This window comes from Parabacteroides sp. D25, from assembly GCF_000307475.1.
Taxonomy (GTDB): Bacteria; Bacteroidota; Bacteroidia; order Bacteroidales; family Tannerellaceae; genus Parabacteroides; species Parabacteroides distasonis.
Genome location: NZ_JH976500.1, coordinates 72585 through 96827, shown reverse-complemented (window position 1 = coordinate 96827; position 24243 = coordinate 72585). Strand labels below are relative to the sequence as shown.

The 24243-nt window shown below is 46.7% G+C and carries 17 protein-coding genes and 2 pseudogenes; 12 read left to right on the top strand and 7 right to left on the bottom strand.

Going from position 1 to position 24243, the window contains the following annotated elements; translation table 11 throughout:
* Positions 1-61 precede the first annotated feature (61 nt).
* Together HMPREF0999_RS00335 and HMPREF0999_RS00330 are read right to left on the bottom strand one after the other, a co-directional pair.
* Positions 62-1285: pseudogene (locus HMPREF0999_RS00335) on the bottom strand (type II toxin-antitoxin system HipA family toxin).
* Complete coding sequence (locus HMPREF0999_RS00330; RefSeq protein ID WP_029257240.1) at positions 1278-1628, bottom strand: helix-turn-helix transcriptional regulator; 351 nt, start codon at positions 1626-1628, stop codon at positions 1278-1280. The pseudogene HMPREF0999_RS00335 and the gene HMPREF0999_RS00330 overlap by 8 nt, the downstream one beginning before the upstream one ends.
* A 191-nt stretch (positions 1629-1819) precedes the next feature.
* On the opposite strand from HMPREF0999_RS00330, the gene HMPREF0999_RS00325 reads away from it, so the two are divergent.
* The 8 genes and pseudogenes from HMPREF0999_RS00325 to HMPREF0999_RS22375 all read left to right on the top strand — a co-directional run bounded on the left by HMPREF0999_RS00325 (position 1820) and on the right by HMPREF0999_RS22375 (position 7389).
* A complete protein-coding gene (locus tag HMPREF0999_RS00325; RefSeq protein WP_010185038.1) occupies positions 1820-2017 on the top strand; it encodes a helix-turn-helix domain-containing protein in 198 nt (65 codons plus the stop codon).
* Between the two features lie 18 nt (positions 2018-2035).
* Positions 2036-2362: a HipA N-terminal domain-containing protein gene (locus HMPREF0999_RS00320; protein WP_008779537.1), complete on the top strand. Its 327-nt coding sequence runs from the start codon at positions 2036-2038 to the stop codon at positions 2360-2362.
* Positions 2359-3363: a HipA domain-containing protein gene (locus HMPREF0999_RS00315; protein WP_009274826.1), complete on the top strand. Its 1005-nt coding sequence runs from the start codon at positions 2359-2361 to the stop codon at positions 3361-3363. The genes HMPREF0999_RS00320 and HMPREF0999_RS00315 overlap by 4 nt, the downstream gene beginning before the upstream one ends.
* Before the next feature lie 114 nt (positions 3364-3477).
* Complete coding sequence (locus tag HMPREF0999_RS00310) at positions 3478-4698, top strand: hypothetical protein (protein ID WP_048926853.1); 1221 nt, start codon at positions 3478-3480, stop codon at positions 4696-4698.
* A 779-nt stretch (positions 4699-5477) separates the two neighbouring features.
* A pseudogene (locus HMPREF0999_RS00305) lies at positions 5478-6139 on the top strand (JAB domain-containing protein).
* Positions 6140-6316: 177 nt separating this feature from the next.
* Positions 6317-6727: a hypothetical protein gene (locus tag HMPREF0999_RS00300; protein ID WP_009274822.1), complete on the top strand. Its 411-nt coding sequence runs from the start codon at positions 6317-6319 to the stop codon at positions 6725-6727.
* Between the two features lie 359 nt (positions 6728-7086).
* Positions 7087-7221, top strand: a complete 135-nt coding sequence (locus HMPREF0999_RS23105; protein WP_009274821.1) for a hypothetical protein — start codon at positions 7087-7089, stop codon at positions 7219-7221.
* 24 nt (positions 7222-7245) lie between these two features.
* The gene (locus HMPREF0999_RS22375) at positions 7246-7389 is read left to right on the top strand and encodes a hypothetical protein (RefSeq protein WP_154395886.1); all 144 of its coding nucleotides are present in this window, start codon (positions 7246-7248) and stop codon (positions 7387-7389) included.
* Between the two features lie 80 nt (positions 7390-7469).
* Here the strand turns inward: HMPREF0999_RS22375 and HMPREF0999_RS00295 are convergent, their stop codons facing one another.
* Positions 7470-9347, bottom strand: coding sequence for a SusD/RagB family nutrient-binding outer membrane lipoprotein (locus HMPREF0999_RS00295; protein WP_009274820.1), 1878 nt, complete (start codon positions 9345-9347; stop codon positions 7470-7472).
* A 37-nt stretch (positions 9348-9384) separates the two neighbouring features.
* Positions 9385-12813, bottom strand: coding sequence for a SusC/RagA family TonB-linked outer membrane protein (locus HMPREF0999_RS00290; protein ID WP_009274819.1), 3429 nt, complete (start codon positions 12811-12813; stop codon positions 9385-9387).
* A 385-nt stretch (positions 12814-13198) separates the two neighbouring features.
* Between HMPREF0999_RS00290 and HMPREF0999_RS00285 the strand changes: the two genes are divergently transcribed.
* Positions 13199-15487 carry an NADP-dependent malic enzyme gene (locus HMPREF0999_RS00285; RefSeq protein ID WP_009274818.1) on the top strand — a complete coding sequence of 763 codons (2289 nt, stop codon included), beginning with the start codon at positions 13199-13201 and terminating at the stop codon, positions 15485-15487.
* Positions 15488-15598: 111 nt separating this feature from the next.
* On the opposite strand, the gene HMPREF0999_RS00280 is transcribed toward HMPREF0999_RS00285, so the two are convergent.
* The gene (locus HMPREF0999_RS00280) at positions 15599-16492 is read right to left on the bottom strand and encodes a D-isomer specific 2-hydroxyacid dehydrogenase family protein (protein ID WP_005858200.1); all 894 of its coding nucleotides are present in this window, start codon (positions 16490-16492) and stop codon (positions 15599-15601) included.
* A gap of 24 nt (positions 16493-16516) precedes the next feature.
* Positions 16517-16996: a DUF456 domain-containing protein gene (locus HMPREF0999_RS00275; protein WP_029257243.1), complete on the bottom strand. Its 480-nt coding sequence runs from the start codon at positions 16994-16996 to the stop codon at positions 16517-16519.
* A 95-nt stretch (positions 16997-17091) separates the two neighbouring features.
* Here HMPREF0999_RS00275 and HMPREF0999_RS00270 point away from each other — a divergent pair, with 95 nt between their 5' ends.
* The 3 genes from HMPREF0999_RS00270 (at position 17092) to HMPREF0999_RS00260 (ending at position 22828) form a co-directional block, all read left to right on the top strand.
* Positions 17092-18498: an efflux transporter outer membrane subunit gene (locus HMPREF0999_RS00270; RefSeq protein WP_005858204.1), complete on the top strand. Its 1407-nt coding sequence runs from the start codon at positions 17092-17094 to the stop codon at positions 18496-18498.
* A gap of 69 nt (positions 18499-18567) precedes the next feature.
* Entirely contained in the window at positions 18568-19683 is a 1116-nt protein-coding gene (locus HMPREF0999_RS00265) for an efflux RND transporter periplasmic adaptor subunit (RefSeq protein ID WP_005858206.1), read from the top strand.
* Positions 19684-19690: 7 nt separating this feature from the next.
* On the top strand, positions 19691-22828 hold the full coding sequence (locus HMPREF0999_RS00260; protein ID WP_005858208.1) for an efflux RND transporter permease subunit: 3138 nt from the start codon (positions 19691-19693) through the stop codon (positions 22826-22828).
* Positions 22829-22936: 108 nt separating this feature from the next.
* Here the strand turns inward: HMPREF0999_RS00260 and HMPREF0999_RS00255 are convergent, their stop codons facing one another.
* Positions 22937-23338: an FKBP-type peptidyl-prolyl cis-trans isomerase gene (locus HMPREF0999_RS00255; RefSeq protein WP_005858210.1), complete on the bottom strand. Its 402-nt coding sequence runs from the start codon at positions 23336-23338 to the stop codon at positions 22937-22939.
* Positions 23339-24243 lie beyond the last annotated feature (905 nt).

The following is a 24243-nucleotide window of genomic DNA, read 5'->3' as shown; positions in this document are numbered from 1 at the left end:
GATTTTTTCCGATAAAATCAGCGTGTTCCGGTTTGACCCCGCAATCCTTGGCTGTTTCAAGCTAGTGCGATACGGTTTCCTGTACCTTTTCGATAATCTGTTTGTGTTCCCGGATACCCATGTTCTCTCCCACTTTTTGCAGATCTTCCATCGTGAAATTGTCTTGTTTGCCATTGAGTGACAGTTGGTGACGGTTCGTCCATTTGCCGCCCGGTGTGTATGAGTAGCAGAGGTCGTATGCAGGAGACAGTTTCCACTTCCCTTGTTTATCCATCAGGAAAGAGAAGTTCTTGCTATGGTCGTCATGGTTCCGGCTCATGACGTTGAACACCATACGCCGGTATAGTTCTTCTTGTTGCGGATAGGGCAGGTTCATCTGCCGCATGAAACGGAAGATCTCTTCGTATGAACGGCGTTAGTCACGGTCATAGTGGGCAATCCCGGCTAATGTTTGTACATGGATCTTCTCTCCGTTTTCCACACGGTCGAAACGACGTGTCATGAAGTGGCATGACTCTTTTTCCTGAAGTAACCGGCATTCCATCATATCGATACCGCAGGCTTTTGCCATCCGGTGATAGGCATATTCGATGTTACCTATTCCTCGTGGATTGTCCGTTATCTGCGTGTGTTCGCTGTATTTGCCACCATCAAATTTCAATAGCCAGTACCCGAAGCCTTCGGGGGCTTTTACCTGTCCGGAGCGTACTTCTCCGGTGATATCGTTATAGGCGATGATTGCTTTGGGCTTGGCACCTCCGGCGGATGTCCCCACTTTCAGTATGTCCAGTATGTTTCTTCCTTCCTGACGCAGTTGGGCCTGAAATGCTTTCCTGTCCGTGAATATGGATTTGGCAAGCTCCGTCAGTTCCTCGATATGGAGGACCGATGACTCGTTCATGCCGTTGATCGGTGAGTACGGCTCAAACTCCAGTGCGCCCATACCACGTTTACCTACATAGCAAAGCCTGTCTAAAGGGGTGATCTCTTCTCCGGACAATCCCCGGCTGGCGAACCACTCGTTGATGATCTGGTTTCCGAAAGTATCCGGCAGTGAATCGGCGAACAATCCGGGCAACCCTTTGAAACAGTCCGTACGGTTTTCAAGGAACTGGTAGGGCGTGTTTCTGTACTGGGCAATGGGCATAATGATAGGAGAAATGTCAAGACCAGAGCGGATGAACTTCCGTTCATAGTCGAACAAGGCAGAATTGCTTTCCTTTTCCCAATAGAGAGAACCTACGCTTTCTCCCCACAGCTTCACGTCTACTATTAAATCATTCATGGCTATCTTGTTTTAAATGGCGTACACGGTAACGTTTTTTCCCTTGCAGTTTTTTGAGTTCTATCGGGCTGATCCGGATTTCCGGTACCAGTTGTTCCAGGTTCTCCAAAAGGCCGAGTGAACGAAGTACACTGATGAACAACAGCAGCGATACCGATTTGCCTTTCTCGATGTTCGCAACGGTCAAGGGGCTTACACCGGAAGCCGTTGCCAGTTCTTCCTGCGTGATGTGCTGCCTGATACGTGTCTCTTTGATGCGTTGGCCGATTTTCACCAATACAGCCGGGTTGCTCATTTCATTCCACATGGTTGTTCCTTTTTTGTAAATATACAAATAATCTATATAAATAGATGGATTAATCTTGAATATTAGAGTTAATCTATATAAATAAAATGATTATGGTTGTCTAGATTTATCTGTTATTCTTTTTTGAACATAGATGGATTTAATAAAATCACAACACATTGTGATTTTATTTGTTTTTCATGTTTTAAATTGGTATTTTTGTCGAAAAATCACAATATACTGTGAATATGAAAGAGATAGGAAAGATTATCAGGGAACGCAGGAAGAGTTTGAGGGTTAATCAGCTGGAGTTATCCGAACTGGCAGGCGTGGGTATCAATACGCTGGTGGCCATCGAGCGTGGAGAAGGTAACCCTAAATTGAAAACATTGCTTTCCATACTTGACACGCTTGGGCTTCAAATGACTATCGAATTGAAAAGTTGAATTTAACGGTTAATTGAAATGAGACAATGTGAGGTTTATTTGCACGGCATTAAAGCCGGAATGTTGACAGAAGAGGATAATGGAGAATATACATTTATCTATGATTCTTCTTATTTGGAGAAAGGGGATTGTCCATCGGTCAGCTTGACTCTTCCATTGCGTGAAGAACCGTATCGGTCAACGGTCTTGTTCCCGTTCTTCTTTAATATGTTGTCGGAAGGTGAAAACCGGAAATTGCAATCTCAGTTATTGCACGTCGATGCCGAAGATGACTTTGGCATACTGCTGGCCACCGCCCACTATGATACCATAGGTGCCGTAACCATTAAACCTGTATTGCCATGATCACCTTGACGGTTTGTCCTTCAACACTGGCGGAAGGGTTCGATACTCATTCTCCTGCCGCACGTAAAAAAATGTTTGACGATAAAATGGTATCTCATTATTTGAGAGTGCCAAGCCCTTCGACCAACAGTAAAGAAGCCAATGAAGCTATACGAAACGCGAAGCGAATCTCACTGTCGGGCGTACAGCCCAAGTATTCGGTAATTGTTGATGAACAGGAATCGTATCTTCGTTATACACAGGAAGGCGAGCAGGGAACATATATATTGAAGCCGTGTCCCAGCAGTTACCATATACTGAACCGGGATTATTGCGCTGCCAATGAGCATTTGACCATGCAAATAGCGGCACAGGTATATGGAATAGAAACGGCGGCCAACGGGCTTTGCTTTTTCAATAATGATGAAGCCGCTTATTTGACACGGCGGTTTGATGTTCATGACGGGAAAAAATCTCAGCAAGAGGATTTTGCGGCACTGATGGGATATACGAAAGCGAATGGCGGAAGTGATTATAAATATTGCAATGGCAGTTATGAAGAGTGTGCGGAGGTAATACAGAAATATGTAAAAGCTGCCCGGATTGATATACTTCGTTTCTTCAGGTTGATTGTATTTAATTTCATCTCTTTGAATGACGATGCGCATCTGAAAAATTTCTCGCTGATTAATAGTGGAGATGAATATCGGCTTTCTCCCGCATATAACCTGATAAACACCTCATTGCATTTGACTGAACCCAGGAGATTCGCTCTTGATAAAGGATTGTTCAAAGAGGGGATGAATTTGGGGGATACCCATCGGGTAGGTCGGAAGGATTTCGAGGAATTTGGGCGGCGCATAGGGTTGGGCGATAAATTGATAAAGCGTGAAATTGATGGGTTTATTCATGAGAAACCGTTGGTGCAGGCATTGATAGATCGGTCTTTCCTATCAGAAGAACTGAAAAAGCAATACAGGTTGTCTATGAGCTACAGGTGTAAGATGCTTTCTTTGCAATAAAAAGTGGTAAGGCTTATCGGTAAATTATATCTTTGTTTTTCATATTGTTCGTATCTTTAAAGTAAAGTGATAATGATGATGTGTATGTGCCCCGGTATGTCTATCATTGTGGCAATGAAAGCAGAGAGAGGATTGATTTTTAAGTATTGTCATGGCAAAAGAACTGATCGTGTTCCCAGGATTCTTGGGGAAAATTATAATTCCGACCTGATAGAACGGTTGTATGAGGCAGGTGGCAATGTCATGCTGGATCTTATCATATACCTGAGCAGCCATCACCTGAAAGACCTGTTCGGTACCTCTTGGTTCTCTGTGGAGGATTTTTGCCACAAGATGGGTTATAACCGTACCAACTTACAGCGGAAACTGACCGAAGAGCAGTTGACAGCTATGTTCGGAAGCAGGACACCCCCGAAATATGTAGTTGCCGGTACGGCAGGGAAATCGGTCACTCACCCGATAGAGACGGTATTTGAGGCGGCGATCTATAAATTGGGATTGGAGAACTTGTATTATCCGGTAGCCGGTGAAGATGGCCGTACATCTTATAACTTCGTGCAGATCTTGAAACGATTTGATATTGTTTCCGACTTCGAGACAAAGAAATCGACGAAAAGGCTGTATTCGGCGGTGATAAGCCCGGAGATTAAAGACTTCATGTTTTCGCTCTATAACCTCTTGGAACTTCAGGATTATCGAAACTTACCCAGCCGTTATCGTTATTTTTACTTGGAGCTATCCAAGATGATTTACCTGATCAAGTATAGAGTCAAGAATAACGAAACTCCTTTCTATGTGCTGACAGTCGATCAGCTGGCTAAGAGGTTGGGGATAGAAATAGCTGAACCCAAATATCGGAAAAAGAAAATCGCCTCGATACTTACGAAGATGAACGGCTACCTGAAATATACCAATTTCAACTTTTCCTTCATCAAAGGTGAGCATGATAGATGGGCTTATACCGTTTTGTTCTCGTTTCCCCAAGATACGTTGCGTTATTTCGATGAAGGACAGTATGCGGTCGTGACGAAGCGATTTTATAAGAGCCTGCTTAAGTTATATGTGGAGCTGGTTTATCCTGAGATAGAGTTGGAATCCAGAGGAAAGGAAGTGAAAGAACAGGAGAATGATAAGGAACTGTATGGCGAGTTCCTTCAGTGGGCCAATTTCTCTGAAAATATCGAGAAGAAAAAGCAATTATATATAAATGATTTTGTGGCTGTTTTCGGCAGGTTTCCCGAAGGGTGGACACCAGAGAGGCAGCAGGAAGTTCCTGATCCGGAAAAATTCATTTCTTCAAAGAGTGGTGCTGATAGAAAGTCCCCAACTGTGTAAAATCGTTCACTTTTCACGTTTTTTTTGCTGTTTTAGTTGTGTACAGATGTCCCGTTCTTTACTTCCAGCTGTATGCGACCGTCCCTCTTTCCTGCTCCAATTGTGTACAACCGTCCGTAATATAGTGATAGCTGTGTGAAAGTATCCACTCTTTTCAAGAAAGGAGTGATAGGGGGGTAAGTCAGTACATGATTGTTATATAGTCGAATAAAGAAACGGAATCTTCTAAAAAAGCCTGATAGCTGTGTAAAATGATCCACCATATTACATAAGTATACCTAAAACCCTAACCCTTTATATTCCCCGAAAAACTACATACAAAGAAATGACCGGGAAAATGAATTTTCCCTTCACACGCTCCATACTTACTTTCGGAAAAATATTTTCCGGAAGTAGATGTTGAATTTTACGGTTTTTAATATGCCTGAAAGGGTGTCTTGCTCTTTTACGCTAAACTTATTTCTAGGGCGTTCCCTTTCGGGCGGGCTATCCGTTGCAAGTCCTCGTTACCCTCCGGGCTTTTCCCTGCTATCCTTAACGCTTTATGCTCCGGCTGTGCCGGAAGAGAGGTATGATGATTTTTTCCTGAACTGATAGGAACATTGCGAAGGTAGGCGGGGGCGGAACGTCCGATATTGAAAAGCCAAATCTCCAGCCTTCCCTTTGGGAAGGTAGTATTTACCAGTTCAATCCCGTCCTAATATCCGTCTTTCCCGCTTTCTCTTCAAAGCACTGTTCCCAATCAGTTGAGGAAAAATTTATGGTTGGGGCGACAAGCGATGTTTGCGAGTATTAATCTTTTAATTTTTGGCAGTATGAAAACGAAGAGAACCGTATTTGAAGTGAATGACGTTTATCGGGTGATGGAAAACAGCGAGTTGATTTATACCTTGACGAACAGTGAGAAACTGAAACGTGAAGAATATAAGTATGAACAGATGGAAATGGACGGGTTGTTTTTGTCTGATGTACTGGAAACATTGACACCCAGCCGTAAAAAAGTCGCTTATGCGGCGATTGAGCTGTATAAACGGCTGAAAGAAGGACAAGTCGAAAATCCCGCGGTTTTGTCCAGCGGTAATGTTTGAAAATGATGCATCCCGTTTTGTGCGATATCACTACTGAAGAGATGTGGGTGCTGTTGTTGAACAGCTCGTCCAAACTCATCCGTAAAGTCCGTATCTCATGCGGTGTGATAAATACCGCCCCTGTGGATATACGGGTTATCATGAAGCAGGCATTGTATTATAACGCCGTATCTTTTATCATGGTGCATAACCACCCGTCAGGAGCACGCAAGCCTAGCAGTGCGGATGACCGCTTGACGGAAGCGGTTAAAAAAGCCGCTGAAACATTAGACATCCGTCTGTTAGATCATGTGATTGTTGCCGGTAATATATATTATAGCTATGCGGACGAGGGAAGATTGCAAAAAAGGTAAAGATGGACGGGAGGAATCCCGTCTGCCTGAATTTCAGCTTCGGGGTTCTTTTTTGGCAGTCATCCCCAAAAAAGAGCCCCAAAAATGCTTTTCTGACTATCGGATACGATATCGTAAAATACGCAAAGACGTAGCTTTTCAGAATAAATACATATCTTCACGTTAAAGGTAATCGGAATGAATATATTTTCTGCTTTTGATACAAGCGTTATGGTGGCTCTCTTACTGGGTATTGAGTTTCTTAGGAGTGATATCCGAACGATTCTCTATTGTAAAAGGAATGATCCCTGGATTCTTAAGAGTTGCTTATATACGCTGCTTATATTATTGACAAGCCTTTATTCTATCGTGGTCGGTGCCATGCTTCATCCGGAACCCGTACCTGTTTATGAATTGATGCCCGGTTTTCAAATAGGGGTTTATGGCTTTTCCTTCTCGTTTATATTACTTGCTATAGCATGTCTTTATCGTAAAATATTACCTTTTGTCCTTGGGGGATACGCTATAATATATGTAATAGGTGTACTGGTACCGTTACTTAGATTTGTAGTGGCTATGATGGATTATTTCGCTCGAGCAAGGGTGTAGCTGGTTAATTTATTGATTGTATCGGATCGCCCTTTCTGTGGGTTGCCTCCCCCCTATTCTTTTCCTCCGATCCAGGTCCGGCTTTTTGCCCGGCAAAGGTTCCAGTATTCCGCAAATGGCAAGTTACAGCCAAGTGTCTTTACTGTATGAAAAATAACGATGAAGAAGTGTCGCCGTATACAGGCTACACCGATTGTTAACGCATAAAACGCAAAAGTAAGCGAATGACTTAATTAATATTTCGGTGAAAAATTACCAAAGTATTGTACACATTAATCAAAGTTTAAATAAAGTCGTGTTACCGGAGATAAGGAATATGAAAGGATATTTGAATTTCGATATGATCGGTTGTAACAATAATGAGGAAGCCTACCCATATGGTTTATCTCTTCATGAAAGTGTACCCTGCTTTCAGTGGTTGGCAGAAGAACGATATCAAGAGATACGACTTGAATCTGACAATGGATTATCGTCCATGGGATAATTCAGCGTGAGACGATAGCGAATCGTTCGCCAAGGTGGGTATTCCTATCACCTGGCATCATACCGATCCTCGTCCCTACTACAACTTACCGGACGATCATGCGGATCGGATCAATTGGGATAAGGGAGTCGATATTATCACGAAAGCTTCTTTCTCGAGTATGTGGGCCTGTGACTAACGATAAGGAGTTTTAGACAGTTAAATATAAAGAGAGGATGCCGCTATCCTCTCTTTATATTTAACATTGTCTTGAGTGCATTAAAGGATCGGACCAGCTCCCCATTGCGGCGCATTGGTGTCCTGCCAAATACGCTCGCTATTCAATATGTCGCCGGAGCCAACGCTTAAGCCCTGTTCTTTATAAGCCTCGATCAAGTTATCATACATCAAGTCTGTTGGATTCGGTGCGTTCAATGCTACACGACGCGGGATATTGGTCACGGGATAACCATTAGCGCTATAATCCATACGTGGGAAAATTGAAGATCCTATCTTAGGCACGCCGGAACGACGGGCGGTCGAGTAAGCGTCTATCGGAGACATCAAGAAATGTAAGATTTGTTGGATATATACCTTTTCCAAATCAGAAGCCTTGTTTCCTGTCAACTGATAGTCTTTATAAGACATCATCTCATCGATCTCGCCTGCTACCAAATCAATAGGTTTCTCGTTTGGATCATAGTTGTAAGTCGTACCGTAATACGGGATCTTATTCGAGCGAGCCAAACGGTCGTATTCCTCAACAGAAGCGCGAAGCGCTTTATTGAAATAATCTTGGGCCGATCCGGGCAGGTTCGCTCCCAATAACTTGAACTCAGCCAGATACAGGTTCACCTCGGCTGTTGTCATATACATACCATACCAAGGATTGTCTTCGATGTCTTGGATCACAGGATCTCCTGCCGCAACCGGATAAGTAAAGTCTATTCGACCGTAAACTTGCTCTTGTTGGAAGCGAGAGAATGGTTCATAGATATAATCATCATTGTATTTACAATTAATATTATAATTGAACCAATCCCCAAATTTACCAGCTTGTTGTCCGGCATTGTAATCCAATGGGAATCCTTGGTAACGTACCCATGGTTCTCCGGCTCCTTTCCAAGCGTTGAATTTATATTTACCGTCAGCTCTTACTGAATAATCGATGCTCTCCATGATATAGTGAGGAATTTGTGCCTGCTTGCCAGCATCGAAGAATAACTGTACGACATTGGAATTCCATTCATTTTTTTGAAAAACGAAACGGACACGCGGGTCACGGTTGTTAACCATGAAGTCGATCAGCGTCTTCGAGCCTCCCACACTTTGCAAAATGCCATTGTTCCAGTGGTAGGTCTTATCTTGGTTGGATGAATTGTAAGTAACCTTGTTGAACAAGAAATCATCATCCGTGCCATTCAACACGCCACAGGAGGCATTAGCTACTTGTTCGGCGATTTGGATCGCTTTCTGACGGTTTTGAGAGATCAAACGAGCCGCAATCTTCAATTTCAAGGAATTCGCCAGTTTCGCCCATTTCTCTTTCTGACCGTTGTAAATAGCGTCTTGCGCTCCCTCGAACACTTGATTTTGGGCTGTCGTGAAAGTCGTGATCGCTTCGTCCATATTGTTCAGCCACAGCTCATACAAGCGTTCCACGCTGTCATATTTCGGTGTCAAAGTTCCACCATGCAACGCTTGTGCAGCCTCCGTGTGAGAAATATTTCCGATGAAATCGGAGTCGAAGATTCCCATATAAGCGCACAAGACATTAATGGCAGCTTCGTAGGCTTCATATTGGGCGCTTTCCTCTTCCGACATTTGAGAGCGAACGTACTTGATCTCATTGGCATATTTCAATACATCGATTGATTTGAATCCGGGATTCATACCACCGTCAAATACGGTAGAGGTCACGCCCCCTGTGCTGACCAACAACTGTGTCCATTGATACATCTGGTCTGCATTATAAAACCAATAGGTATAATCGGATGGTTCAAAATCCAAAACCCCTTGGGCAAACAAATAGCCGATATCGCCTTTTGTCACCGTCGAGGGATCTTGTTTCAATTCGGAGAAATCATCTTGACAACCACTCATCAACAAAGATGATCCAGCTAATAACAAAGATGTTATATAGTGATATTTTTTCATATTCTTATTCTTTAATTTTATGCGTTAATCAATGAATTTAGAAACCTACATTTACCGTGAACGTGAAACTGGAGGTAACACCCGTCAGAGAACGGATACGGAACTCGGCGGCAGCTGTACCGGAAACGGACTCCGGATTGATGTTGTTTGGCAATGAGTTCAATAAGTAACCCAAGTTGTGCCCATTCAACGTCAATACGCAATGTTTAGCCTTGATTTTCTCGCAAGCGGTACTAGGCAGGCGGTAACTTAAAGAAATGTCGCACAATGCGATATAGTTCAAGTCTTCCACCCATGAGTTATTTACCACACCATAATCGCGACCGGCCATAGTCCAAGCGTTGTTGCGATATGTCCATGCCGAAGCGTGTGTCGGTTCGATCACGCCCTTATCGAACAATTCTTGATAAGACTGTCCGGCAGAAGATACTCCACCCGCTCCAACAGTATAGATCGAACCATCGGGTTGCGTGATTTGCGTGCCTTGCGGGATGATACCTTGTGGGATGATACCGTCGTTATAAGTCTTTCCATCGAATTTGGATGTCCAAGTGACACCGCCATGTCCCGGTGTCCCTTTCAAGGATTCTTCCATGAAGCCATAGGCCGTACCGTAGCGGGAGTTATAGGAAGCTACTTTTCCTCCAAAACGCATATCCAATGAGATATTCAAACTCCAGTTCTTATATTTCAATCCGGTAGATATTGATCCAAGGAAATCAGGAATCATGGAACCGATCTCAACGATCTTCGCTTCGTTTCGCAGGTAATGAGAACGGCGTGTCCCGTCTGTCCAAACCAACATGGGCAAACCGGATGACTTATCGAATTTATAATAGCTATCTGTCATCAGGGTTCCATATGAGGCCCCTACCTTAGCCACGGAACCGATACGGTAGTTCCCATAGGCGACATCACCGGCCAGTGTAATATAATCCGCCACATTCTCGTGCAATTCCACGATTTTGTTCATGTTCTTTGTCCAAGTAAAGTCCAATGTCCACTCCCAGTCTTGATTCTGGAACGGGATCGTGTTCAAGGCCAACTCCACGCCTTTATTTTGGATGTTACCGGCGTTGATCAATTGCTTGGTGATACCAGATACGGCCGGAACCGAGATTTCCATGATCTGGTCTTTCGTGTTCTCTTTATAATAGGTAGCGTCCAAACCGATCCGGTTGTTTAGGAAGCGCCAATCCAAGCCAATTTCCCAAGCGTTCTTACGCTCTGGCTTCAAATCTTGGTCGTACATGGTTCCCGGCAATGACATGCCATAATAGTTTGTCCCGTTTAACGTGGATGTGTTGATTTGGTATGCCGTGTTGATGATGTAAGGACTTGTATCGTTACCAACTTGCGCCCATGAACCGCGAATCTTAGCGAAAGAAATCCATTCCGGTAACTGATCGCGATACGTGCTTGAGATCAACCACGATCCGTTTACGGATGGGTAGAAATAGGAATATGATCCGTGTCCATCGGCGTAAACCAAGGTAGAAGACCAGTCGTTACGTCCGGTTACGTCCAAGAAGATTTGGTCTTTCCAGTTAACGCCGGCTTGGAAAGCTACGGACAACATCTTCTTGCGGTCTTCTACCTTTGCGCCATAAGTGGGTGTTTGCTTTGAGTTTTCGATAAAATATTGGTTGGGAGCGATCAGGCCACCATTCGTGTTCATCGACTGTGCCTGCTGGAAGTTCTCGTAGAATTCACCATGTAAGAAACCATTCACCGTAAAGTCGCCAAAAGTCTTGTTAAACATAAAGTTGGCATTCAAGTTAGTTTGTTCCTTAGTGGTCTGTCCGATACCATAGTAACCTCCTTCATTGGCGTAACCGGAGCCGGGTTGCTTGTTCTCAAAGCGGGTATAGTAGTAGTTGTAGCTACCTTTCACGTTAAACTTCAACCAATCCAATAGGTCGATATTTAATTTCACGACAGGACGGACTGAGATCTCTTTTTGTCGGTAATCGTTCTCATAGACGCTCCACCAAGTACCGATTCCCGGCATATTACCATACTCATCGCCATAGCTTGAGCTGGCCAAACCTCCGTGTACGCCTTTATATTTGTCCTTTGCAGTTGATGGATCATATGAACGTCCCCACACGCCGCTTGCGAAGTTCTCTCCAATGTTGATCGGAGAGTTCTTTGGCATAGAGTTGGCGAACGACATACTGGCTTCCAGTTTGATTTTGGGGTGGAACATGTGCGAGGCCTTGCCTAGGAAGGAGATACGGTCGAAGCTATTATTCGGAGTCGTACCATCTACATGCTTGTAAGACAATGAGGTATAAAATGTCGTTTTCTCATTGCCTCCGCTGATCGCCACGTTTGTATTCGAACTGAATCCTTTTTGATATGCCTTGTGGAAGTTATTCTTTACGGGAGAGTAGGCTCTTGTGGAACCGTCATAGTATTGTATCTCACGTCCATCGAATGCGGGTCCCCACGACATACCTTGATCGTTCATCAATGAGAATTGACCATTTGCGTTGGTAGGATATTGTCCGAAGTTGTCATAGATGTAATAGTCTCCATTAGCGTTTTTATCGCCGTAATCTACGTTACCTGCAATGATACCGTTACCGAATTCGTTTTGGAAACTAGGTGTTTGGGTTATCACATCCATACCGAATGATTGTGAGATATTGATACCCAGTCCTTGTCCGCTCTTGCCGCTTTTGGTCGTGATCACGATCGCACCGTTCAAACCGCGGGAACCATAGAGGGCTGTGGCCGCCGCTCCCTTCAATACGGATACAGACTCGAAGTCATCCGGGTTCAAGTTTTTCAACTCGTTACCGTAGTCATTGGGGTTGGAGTCCCAGTCCGGATTACCTTCCTTGATGGAGTTGTCCAAGATCACGCCATCGATCACATAGATCGGCTGGTTGTTCTTTCCTAATGTGGAAGCACCGCGGATCTGAACTTTAGAGGAACCGAACATACCACCATCCGAACCTGAGATTTCCAAACCGGCCACTTTACCTTGCAAGGCGGCTACCGGGTTAATCAAGTTAGCGTTCAATTCGTCGCCTTTTATCTCTTTCATGGCGTAGCCTAGGGATTTTTCCGAGCGTTTCATACCCAAGGCGGTAACAACTACCTCGTCCAGTTTTTGCGTATCCTCGGCAAGCTTTACGCTGATGGCCTGCCCCTTGTAGATAAGCTCTTGGGTCATGTATCCGATAAAGGAGATCTGGATCAAGTCTCCGTTATTTACTCCTTCCAACGAGAAGTTACCGTTCATGTCGGTAATCGTTCCATTGGTTGTGCCTTTTACTACTACAGACGCTCCGGCTACAGGCCCGAAATTATCCACTACAACTCCCGTTACTTTTCCGCTCTGCAAGGAAATACTTACGTCTAGTTTCTCCGGTACCAAGTCGGCATATGCGCTTACAGGCAACGCCATAGCTCCCACTACGAGGATTAGATTGACCGGCTTAAAGTTTTTCAACATAACTAATGATTTTTTATGGTAATAAAATTAACTATCTCTTGGCGAAACAGCGTCTATTGTTTGGCGTTGAAATCTAAAGTTCTGTGGTTGGTGTATTTCGTGTTTTATTGATTTTTCACTTAAGTACCATGACTACTCTGTTCTAAATTGAAAATACCTGATACCTTCACCATATAAGTTTCGAGTATACTATTTGAATATGGTGGAACTAAGTTGTACGCAAACCTCCGGTATGCACCCAAGCCTTTTTTTGCTTATTCTTTTTCACTTATTAAGGAAAACATAAGCAACTATTTGTAAGCAAAACCAAGCGAACTCATAATAATTTGTTACTTTCGCGGTGGTTTCAAATAGGACAGTCAAAAAACAACTAATAAAAACATCTATGGCAAAGATTACAAAAGAGGAGGCCCTTCGGTACCATGCCGAGGGCAAACCGGGTAAGATCGAGGTTATCCCGACAAAGCCTCATAGTACGCAAACGGATTTATCCCTGGCTTATTCGCCGGGCGTAGCCGAGCCGTGTCTGGAGATCGAGAAGAATCCGCTGGACGCGTACGAATATACGGCGAAAGGTAATTTGGTAGCCGTAATCTCCAACGGTACCGCCGTACTCGGGCTGGGCGATATCGGTCCCTTGGCCGGTAAGCCGGTGATGGAAGGCAAGGGATTGCTATTCAAGATATTCGCAGGCATCGACGTATTCGATATCGAGGTGAACGAGAAAGATCCGGAGAAGTTTATCCAGACCGTGAAGGCGATCTCGCCCACGTTCGGAGGAATCAACTTGGAGGATATCAAGGCACCGGAGTGTTTCGAGATCGAGACTCGCCTGAAGAACGAGCTGGATATCCCCGTCATGCACGACGACCAGCATGGTACGGCAATCATCTCCGGCGCCGGGCTGATCAACGCCTTGGAGATCGCCGGCAAGAAGATCGAGGACGTGAAGATCGTGGTGAACGGCGCCGGAGCCGCCTCCATCTCATGTACGAAACTGTACGTGATGCTGGGAGCGCGCAAGGAGAATATCGTCATGTGCGACAGCAAGGGCGTCATCTCTACCAGTCGCCCGGACTTGAACGCCGCCAAGCGGGAGTTCGCTACCGACCGTCCGATCAAGACCTTGCAGGAGGCCGTGGTGGGAGCCGACGTATTCTTGGGCCTCTCCGTGGCGAACGTATTGACCAAGGAGGTGGTACGTAGCATGAATGCCGACCCGATCGTATTCGCCTTGGCGAACCCGAACCCGGAGATCTCCTACGCCGACGCTATGGCCTCGCGGGACGATATCATCTTCGCTACCGGACGTTCCGACTATCCGAACCAGATCAACAACGTGCTGGGATTCCCTTATATCTTCCGCGGCGCCTTGGATACGCACGCCAAGGCGATCAACGAGGAGATGAAGCGGGCCGCCGTCTACGCCATCGCCGACCTTGCCAAGGAGCCTGTCCCCGACGTGGTGAACGCCGCCTATAAGCTGAAACGAACCACTTTCGGACGCGACTATATCCTTCCGAAAGCGCTCGATCCCCGCTTGCTGACCCGTGTATCTTGCGCCGTGGCGAAAGCCGCTATCGACTCGGGCGTGTCTCGCAAGACGATCACCGACTGGGAGGGCTACGCCAACCACTTACGTGAGATGATGGGATACGATAACAAACTATTGCGCTCGTTCACCGATATGGCGAAAGCGAACCCAAAACGGGTGGTATTCGCCGAGGCGAACCACGTGAATATGCTGAAAGCCGCCGCCGAGGCGAAAGCGGAAGGTATCTGTTTCCCGATCTTGCTGGGTAACGAGGAGCGTCTGGCCAAGATCGCCGCCGAGGAGAATATCAGTCTGGAAGGTATCGAGATCGTCAACCTCCGCCACGACCGCGAGACGGAACGCCGCCACCGCTACGCCCGTATTCTTTCTGATAAGAAGGCACGTGAGGGCGTGACTTACTCGGAGGCTTGCGAGAAGATGGTAGACCGCAATGCGTTCGGTATGATGATGGTGGCTACCGGCGACGCTGACGCTTTCGTGACGGGCGTATACAGCCGCTACTCGGAGGTTACCAAGATGGCGGAGCAGATCATCGGCATCCGCCCGAGTTACAAGCATTTCGGTGCCTTGAACATCCTGACTTGTAAGAAGGGTACCTTCTTCATGGCCGATACGCTGATCAACCGTCACCCGTCGGCCGAGGTATTGATCGATATCGCCCGCCTGACGCACGACGCCGTGAAGTTCTTCGCTCACGAGCCGGTGATGGCGATGTTGTCTTACTCCAATTTCGGGGCCGACAAGCAGGGCAGTCCGCTGAAAGTACACGAAGCGATCGATTTCTTGCATAAGACATACCCGGACATGGTAGTAGACGGAGAGATGCAAGTAAACTTCGCCCTCGACAAGAAGTTGCGCGACGATATGTATCCGTTCAACAAGTTGAAAGGGCAAGACGTGAATACCTTGATCTTCCCGAACCTAAGCTCCGCCAACAGCGCGTACAAGCTATTGGATACGCTGGGTATCACCGAGACGATCGGCCCGATCCAGATGGGATTGAACAAACCGATCCACTTCACCGACGTAGAAAGCTCTACCCGTGATATCGTGAACCTGACTACCGTAGCTGTCGTAGACGCTATCGTTCAGGAGCAGATCGAGAAAGAGAACAGATAAGTTTTGATGCGGATGACGCGGATAACACGGATAAGAATAAAATAAATCCGTGTCATCCGCGTCATCTGCGTCTAAAAGATAGACCACCAAGAGTTTTGACACAGGGTCATGTCAATTTAGATAGCTTTCGATATTCGCTATTACCTTTTGCGACAATCGCTCCATACATTGCTCCGAGTGGCCGGAGACTTTCGGGGTATATATGACATTATCGAATTGCGTCAAGGTATCCGCATAATTCCCAATACCGACCTCATCGCATAAGAAGAAATTCCGCTTATGGGCGCTAAGCCAACGTTGTAAATCCGGGACACGGAAAGTAGGCCCTACCGACGTATTGATCAATATCTTCAGATTACCGAACAAACGAAACTCATCCGCCCCCAGAAGAATCGTATTACGAGGCAAGCAAGTACATAAAATATCCACCTCCGGCAGCAACTCCCGCAAAGGCAGGTAAGCGATACCGGCGGCCTCGGCATCCGGCTTACGGGTACGGCTGAAATAATAGACCTCAGCCCCCAAGAAACGAAGAGCGTCAGCGATCATTCTCCCGGTGCGGCCCAATCCCACGATGCCTACTTTTTGCCCGCCCAGCTCATACGCCTTATGTCTCCACTGTTTCCCGCCGAAACCATGCAACAAACGGACCAGCTCGCTAATGACATACTCCACGACTCCCTCATCGCCATAGTCGCGGATGCCCAAGACCGTTATCCCCCGCTCACGTGCGGCGGCTATATCCACATTCGCGCTAGACTCGCTATAGAGGGTACAGCACATCCCGATGTATTTGATATTCGGGCAAGCCTCGATCACGTTCCTCCGGATCTGTGTATTATAAGAGACGAGTACGCAATCTGCGTCCCCGATCCGGTTCACAATCTCCTCATCCGTTTCCGGAATGCCGGTATAAAAAACAACCTCTTTTCCAAGCTCCTTCAAACGCTCCACTCCCCATGTATTCAACCCGGTAGAATCCACCACTACTATTTTCTCAAACATATCTCACATTATTAATTACCATCTTCAATTAATTATCCCTCTCACAAAGCTATAAATAAAATAGCCGCAAAGGGTAACCTTCAGCACGACACTCAATAAAAAACCCGCGAACGCCCCGAAACTAGCCTTCAACGCATCTCCGGACGCCTTGCCTCCCAAAAGTTCCCCAACGAAAGCCCCCACGAAAGGACCCAGCAAGATTCCCCAAGGCGGAAACACGAATATGCCGGCCACGGTTCCCACGGCACATCCCCAATTTCCCCACTTGGACCCTCCGCTATACTTAGTCCCCAGCATGGGCGTAACATAGTCCATCGCCTGTACCAACACGACCAGCAATCCCCACACGACCAACTCCGTAACCGTAAATTCCGCATAACCCGTAAAATGCAACAGCCACAAAGCCAAATACGCTACCGGCGGCCCCGGCAAGATCGGCAAAAAACACCCCGCCAATCCCACCAACAAACAGATAACGCCTAGTATAACCAATAAGATATCCATATATTTCAGTTTTTGGGATATATAAATAGACAAAGATACAAACATTTCCCACCCTTAACTGTTTTGCTAAAAGCTAAATCTAAACATATATATTTATGCACAAACATTTACGCCTGACATGTTATGCTTTGTTGTGCTTGCTGGTACCGATCGGGGTAATGGCGCAGACAGAGCATACGTATTTAGACCGTGCCCTACCCGGGTCATGGTCTGAGGAAGGGAGTGATTTCCAGCAGACACTTCCCGTAGAAGATAATTGGTGGAGAAATTTTAAGGACCCGTTACTGGACTCGCTGATAGAAGTAGCCGTGAAACAAAACTATTCCGTGCAAATGGCGATGGACAGGATCGCCATGGCAAAAGCCAACCTGCGGTCGGCACAAGGAAGCTACTCGCCCACCCTAGGGCTTTCCGCCGGATGGACACGGCAACAAAGTAGCGGCAATATCAATCAGGTACCCAAGGCGATCACCCAATATTCCAGCGCTACCGTAGATATGAACTGGGAGGTGGACGTATTCGGGAGTATCCGGAACCGGGTGAAAGCGGAGAAAGAGAATTTCGCCGCCTCGAAAGAGGAATACAACGCCGCCATGGTCTCCCTTTGCGCTCAAGTAGCCTCCTCATACATCAATATGAGGGAACTGCAACAAGAGGTAAAGGTAGCGCAACAGAACTGCCGCTCCCAACAGACGGTCGTACAGATCACCCAGAAACGGTATGAGACCGGGCTAGTCTCCAAACTGGATGTAGCGCAGGCGCAATCCGTATACTACAGCACGAAAGCCTCCCTACCGATGCTGGAGGCCGGTATCATCCAATACGCAAACTCCTTGGCGATCCTGTTAGGCCTGTACCCTTCCGATCTACAAAAGATCATGGAGACAGACGCTTCCTTGCCGGAATATATCGAGCCGGTCGGTGTAGGTTTGCCGGCAAACCTGTTGCTACGCCGTCCGGATGTACGTGCGGCAGAACGGCAGGTCAATGCGCTTGCCGCCTCGCTCGGGGCCTCTAAGTCCGATTGGTGGCCGAAAGTATTCGTGAAAGGCTCGATCGGTTTCGCCTCCCACGACTTCGACAAGCTGGCGAATCATAATAGCTTGACCTATGAGATCGCCCCTACCCTTACGTGGAACTTCTTCCAAGGCACCCAGAAGATACAGGCTACCCGGTTGGCGAAAGCCCAGTTGGACGAGTCGATCCGGCAATTCAACCAGACCGTGCTTACCTCCGTACAGGAAGTGGATAACGCCATGAGCTCGTACAAGAACTCGATCAAGCAGATCGTAGCCCTCCGGGAAGTGGTAAACCAAGGAAAACAGACCTTGGATCTTTCCCTTGACCTCTATAAGCAGGGCCTTACGCCTTTCCAAAACGTACTGGACGCGCAACGCTCCCTCCTCACCTACCAGAACCAATTGACACAGGCTCAAGGTAGCTCACTACTGAACTTGATACAGCTTTATCAGTCATTGGGCGGAGGATGGAATCCTATGTAGGCCGTTCGATCCGATCGAACAAAAGCCCACTCAAACAATTAATATAAATAATCATTAAAGACAAAAGATATGAAGACATTTGTTTACATAGGGATTATCGGAGCCTCCGCCTTATTACTGGCGTCTTGCAAGGGGAAAAGCAAGCCGATGGAAACGCCCGTGCCCTCCATAAGCGTATCCACGCCGATCGTGAGGGACATTACCTTGACTAAAGAATACCCCGGATACCTTAGTTCACAACTGAAAGTAGACTTGGTCGCACGTGTCAACGGATACTTGCGTACCTCTTACCTCAAGGCCGGAAGCCGGGTGAAGAAGGGCGATCTTATCTTCGTGATCGAACCGGACACCTATCAAGATAACGTCACCCAAGCCGAGGCTTCCGTAAAGACCTCCAAAGCCCAGCTGGAATATGCACGCAGTAACTACGAGCGTATGAAGGAGGCGGCTAAGAGCGGCGCCGTAAGCCAGATACAAGTGATCCAAGCGGAGGCTACCGTATCGGAGTCTGAGGCTGCCGTGAAGAATGCCGAGGCGGAGTTGAATACCGCACGGACCAACTTGAGCTATTGCTATATCCGTGCGCCTTTCGACGGTGCGGTTACCCGGGCCAGCTACGATATAGGTAATTACATCAACGGAGCCGTCCAGCCGGTTACCTTGGCCACCTTATACAAGGACGACTTGATGTTCGCCAATTTCAATATCGAGGATAACCAGTTCATGAAGATGATGCTGGAAGCCGCCCGCAACGATAGCACCGTGAAGCTTCCGACCGAGATCCTCGTCAGCATAGGCAAGGATGGCGGCAATGCGTATACGGGCCGGCTGGATTATCTATCCCCCAATATCGACCTATCGACCGGTACCCTGAACGTACGTGCCAATCTGGATAACCCGAAGCATGTATTGAAGAGTGGCTTATATGTCACCATCACCCTGCCGTATGCCGAGCAGCCGAATGCGGTCTTGGTTCGCGACGCCTCGATCGGTACCGACCAATTAGGGAAGTACCTTTATATCGTGAACGACTCCAATGTCGTACGATACCGTCCTATCGAGGTGGGCCAATTGGTAGACGATACGCTTCGCCAAGTGACCGCCGGTATCAGCCCCAAAGACTCCTATGTCACCTCCGCCCTGCTTAAGGTACGAGATGGCATGACTATCAAACCTATAAAATAAGCAAGCTATGGTAAAGTTCTTTATTAACAGACCGATATTCGCCACCGTACTTGCTCTGATCATCGTCGTGGCGGGTTTGGTCACCCTCAATATATTACCGATCGCCCAGTATCCGGAGATCACGCCGCCTACCGTACAGGTATCCGCCGTTTATCCCGGGGCGGACGCACAGACCGTAGCGCAGACCGTAGGTTTACCGATCGAGCAACAGGTAAACGGCGTGGACGGTATGCTTTACATGAGTTCAAACTCCTCCAGTTCGGGGGCTTACTCCCTAACGATCACCTTCGCCGTGGGAACGGATATCGACATGGCGACCGTCATGGTGCAAAACCGGGTGAGTATCGCCCAAAGTAGCTTACCGGAACCCGTGATCGTACAAGGTATCACCACCCGCAAGCAATCCTCCAATATCGTGATGATGCTTACCCTAAGTTCCAAGGATTCCATTTACGACGGGTTGTATTTAAGTAATTACGCCACCTTAAATATGATAGACCAGCTAACCCGGCTGCCGGGTGTAGGCTCGGTACAGGTGATGGGAGCCGGAAACTACAGCATGCGTATCTGGCTAGACCCGGAGGCGATGCGTATCCGTAACTTGACGCCGGACATGGTCTATCAAGCCATATCCACGCAAAACGCCCAAGTATCCGCCGGTTACGTAGGCCAACCGATTCTACGGGCGGATAACCCCTATCAATATACCTTGACCGTGAAAGGACGGTTGACGACACCGGATGAGTTCGGCAATATTGTCCTTAAGACCGGGCAAGGTGGTAAGATCCTGCGATTGAAGGATATCGCCCGCATAGAGTTGGGTAGCTCCTCTTACAACGTGGTCTCTAAATTAAGCGGACAGCCGACGGCGGCGATAGCGATCTACCAGTTGCCGGGCTCCAACTCCTTGGATGTATCGAAGGTGGTAAAGGCCAAGATGAAAGAATTAGGCAGTTCCTTACCCGAAGGCGTGGAATACAAAGTGACCTTGGATACGACCGAGGTGATCGACGCCTCCATCCATGAGGTGCTTATCACGTTCTTGGAGACAACCTTGCTGGTGGTCTTGGTCATCTTCTTATTCTTACAGAATTTCCGGGCGGTAGTCATCCCGTTCATTACGATTCCGGTCTCATTGATCGGTACACTGGCGGTCATGGCGGCTTTAGGCTTCTCCATTAATACGTTGACCTTATTCGGCTTGATTCTGGCGATAGCGGTGGTGGTAGACGACGCCATCGTGGTGGTAGAGAACTCCACCCGGCTCCTCGATACCGGGAAATATACGGCCCATGAGGCGGTATCGAAGGCCATGGATGAGATCGTAGGGCCTATCGTGGGCGTGGTATTGGTATTATTGGCGGTATTTATCCCGACAACGTTTATCAGCGGTATCTCCGGGCAGCTCTATAAGCAATTCGCCTTGACAATCGCCGCCGCTACCGTATTAAGCGGATTTAACTCGCTTACGCTTACGCCCTCGCTTTGCGCCCTTTTCTTGGAGAAGAATACGGAAGAACCGAAATTCTTCCTCTTCAAAGGATTCAATAAGGTATACGGAAAGACTCAGAAGATGTACGACTCGATCGTGGAGCGGATGCTGAAACGACCGGGAGCGGCGATGATCGTTTACGGTATCATCACGGCGGTAGCGGTTATCTTGTTTATGCGTTGGCCGACAACCTTTATACCCGAAGAGGATGACGGCTATTTCCTAGTCGTATCCCAATTACCCCCGGCGGCGAGCTTGAACCGGACGGAGGCGGTCACCAAGCAGATTGACGAGATCCTAAAGACGTACCCCGAGGTGAAATCATTCATCAGCGTTAGCGGATTCTCCGTAATGGGTGGAGGGGAGCAATCCAATACGGCCACCTTCTTCGTGATCCTAAAGAACTGGAACGAACGTAAAGGTAAGGAGCATACGGCAGAGGCCGTGACCAACCGTTTCAACCGGGAGGCATCGGCTATCCAAGAAGCGCAGGTATTCGGTATGGTACCGCCAGCTATCCCGGGGTTGGGCGCTTCGGGCGGCTTGCAACTGCAATTGGAGGATCGTAAGAACCTAGGTCCGACGGAGATGCAGCATGCCGTGGAGACATTGCTGGCCAGCTACCGCTCGAAACCGCAATTGCTGAACCTTTCTTGTATGTATCAGGCCAATACCCCGCAGTATCTACTGAAGATAGACCGGGATAAGGTGCAGATGCTCGGTCTTCAGTTGAATCAAGTATTCTCCACGCTCAGCTATTATATGGGAGCGGCGTACGTGAACGATTTCGTGGAGTTCGGACGTATTTACCAAGTTAAGATCGAGGCGAACGGAGAGGCGCAGAAAGTGATCGATGATGTACTCCGTTTGAGTCTGGCGAATAGTAAAGGAGAGATGGTACCCTTCTCCTCTTTTATCGAATTAGACGAGCAATTGGGATTAGACCAGATCAACCTATATAATATGTATTCATCGGCGGCTATTACTTGTATCGCCAACCCGAAATATAGCTCCGGAGAAGCGATCCTAGCGATGGAGGAGCTGATACAGGAGCAATTAGGTGATAATTTTGGATATGAATGGACCTCGGTCGCTTATCAAGAGACGAAAGCAGGATCTACGACGGTGATTATTTTCGCCATGGCGTTGCTAGTCGCTTTCTTGGTTCTCTCGGCTCAATATGAGAGCTGGACAAGTCCGTTGGCGGCTATCATGGGTTTGCCGATCGCCTTGTTGGGAGCTATTATCGGCTGCTGGGTGATGGGGGTTCCGGTAAGCGTATATACCCAGATCGGTATTATCTTATTGATCGCCTTGTCCGCCAAGAATGGTATCTTGATCGTAGAGTTCGCCCGGGATTTCCGAAAGGAAGGTAATCCGATACGGGATTCCGCCTTGGAAGCCGGACACGTTCGTTTACGTCCGATCCTGATGACCTCGTTCGCCTTTGTATTGGGTGTCATGCCTTTGCTTTTCGCTACCGGAGCGGGAGCGGCCAGCCGTATATCCTTAGGTGCGGCGGTAGTATTCGGTATGGCTATCAATACGATATTCGCCACGATGTTCATCCCTAACTTCTATGAACTGATGCAGACCATCCAAGAGAAATGGCTGGATAAAGGAAAGAAGACGGATGATACGCCTAAACAATAGAAAGTTTCCAATCCTCTAATGAGGCAAAAAGAGAATAGCCATGGCTAAACCCATGGTTATTCTTTTTTACTCCCTTCGGATACATTATTATATATTCTATGATTGGAATTAGGCGATTCCCAACAACTCTACCTCAAATATTAATGTGGAGAAAGCAGGGATCGGAGCCGAGGCACGATTACCATAACCAAAATTGTAAGGGATATAGATTATCCATCTATCCCCTACCCGCATTTCTTGAAGAGCCAATTGCCAGCCTTCAATCACTTGGTTCAAGCGAAAGGCTTCCGGGCAACCCCGTTTCCATGAGTTATCAAATTCCCTTCCGTTAATCAACGTTCCTTTATAATGTACGGAAACGACGCTTTCCCGATTAGGAGAGACTTTGCCTGTACCCGCTTGTATTACCTTATATAATATACCGCACGGTAATGTCCGGGTTCCCTCTTCCGAAGCGATCTCGTCCAAATACAATAGATTCTTCTCTTTGTACTCCTCTTTTCTACTCATATATATTACATTATCTTACATTTAGCTCCGCAAATGTAGCAAATAGAAATAGAAACTCAATGGCATGGTAACACAATAGACATGCCAAACGTTCAAATACTATCATTATATGAATCTGATTCCCGCTTTTTTTATCATAGATCAAGAAAACATAGGAATCCGCAAAAAACATGCTATAAAACATACCACGTATGGAATAACGCCGTATATTTGTGTCGTAAAACATAATTGTAAAGCAAATATGGTAAAGAGATTGTTTAAACGTTACATCGATTTGCTAGGGTTTCAACCTTGGACAATTTGGGTTTACCGCATGTGGTAAACCTCACGATGAAAAAGAGGAAGGTTTAGGTTAAGGTTATCAGAAGTCCGGGATTAGGTTAGTAATAGGTTAAAAGGTTAAAGGTTTAGGTTTTCAATTCATTCGTTACTCGGACTTCAAAAGTTATGTGAGATTTAGAACGTGTCGAAAGGCACAGATTTATTAATTAAAAAGAAAATGAGCTATGAAAAGTTTTATTAGACATTTTTTGGATAGCTGCTTGAGATCACTCGCTGCTATCGGTCAGTCGGAGTTAACAAAATGGGGTTACAATAAATAAGTAACACCCCATTTTACCGGGAAGGTGAACATTTGATTTTTTCAAACCATACCGCGGTTGCTTGGCATCTTGCCAGACAATCGCTTTTTTGTATCCATACCTTTTAAACAAGGTATCTTAGTTTCATCGAGAAAGTATCCTAAGTTCATTGGCGAAGTATCTTAGGTGTATGGGGCGATGAAACTAAGATACTTTTATAACTCATGCGCCTATCCCCACTGAGTTTCTACTACCCGTCTATATATTTATAGATATTAACTATTTGACAACTGTCTAACAACATCTTATTTTTGTCAAGAAGTT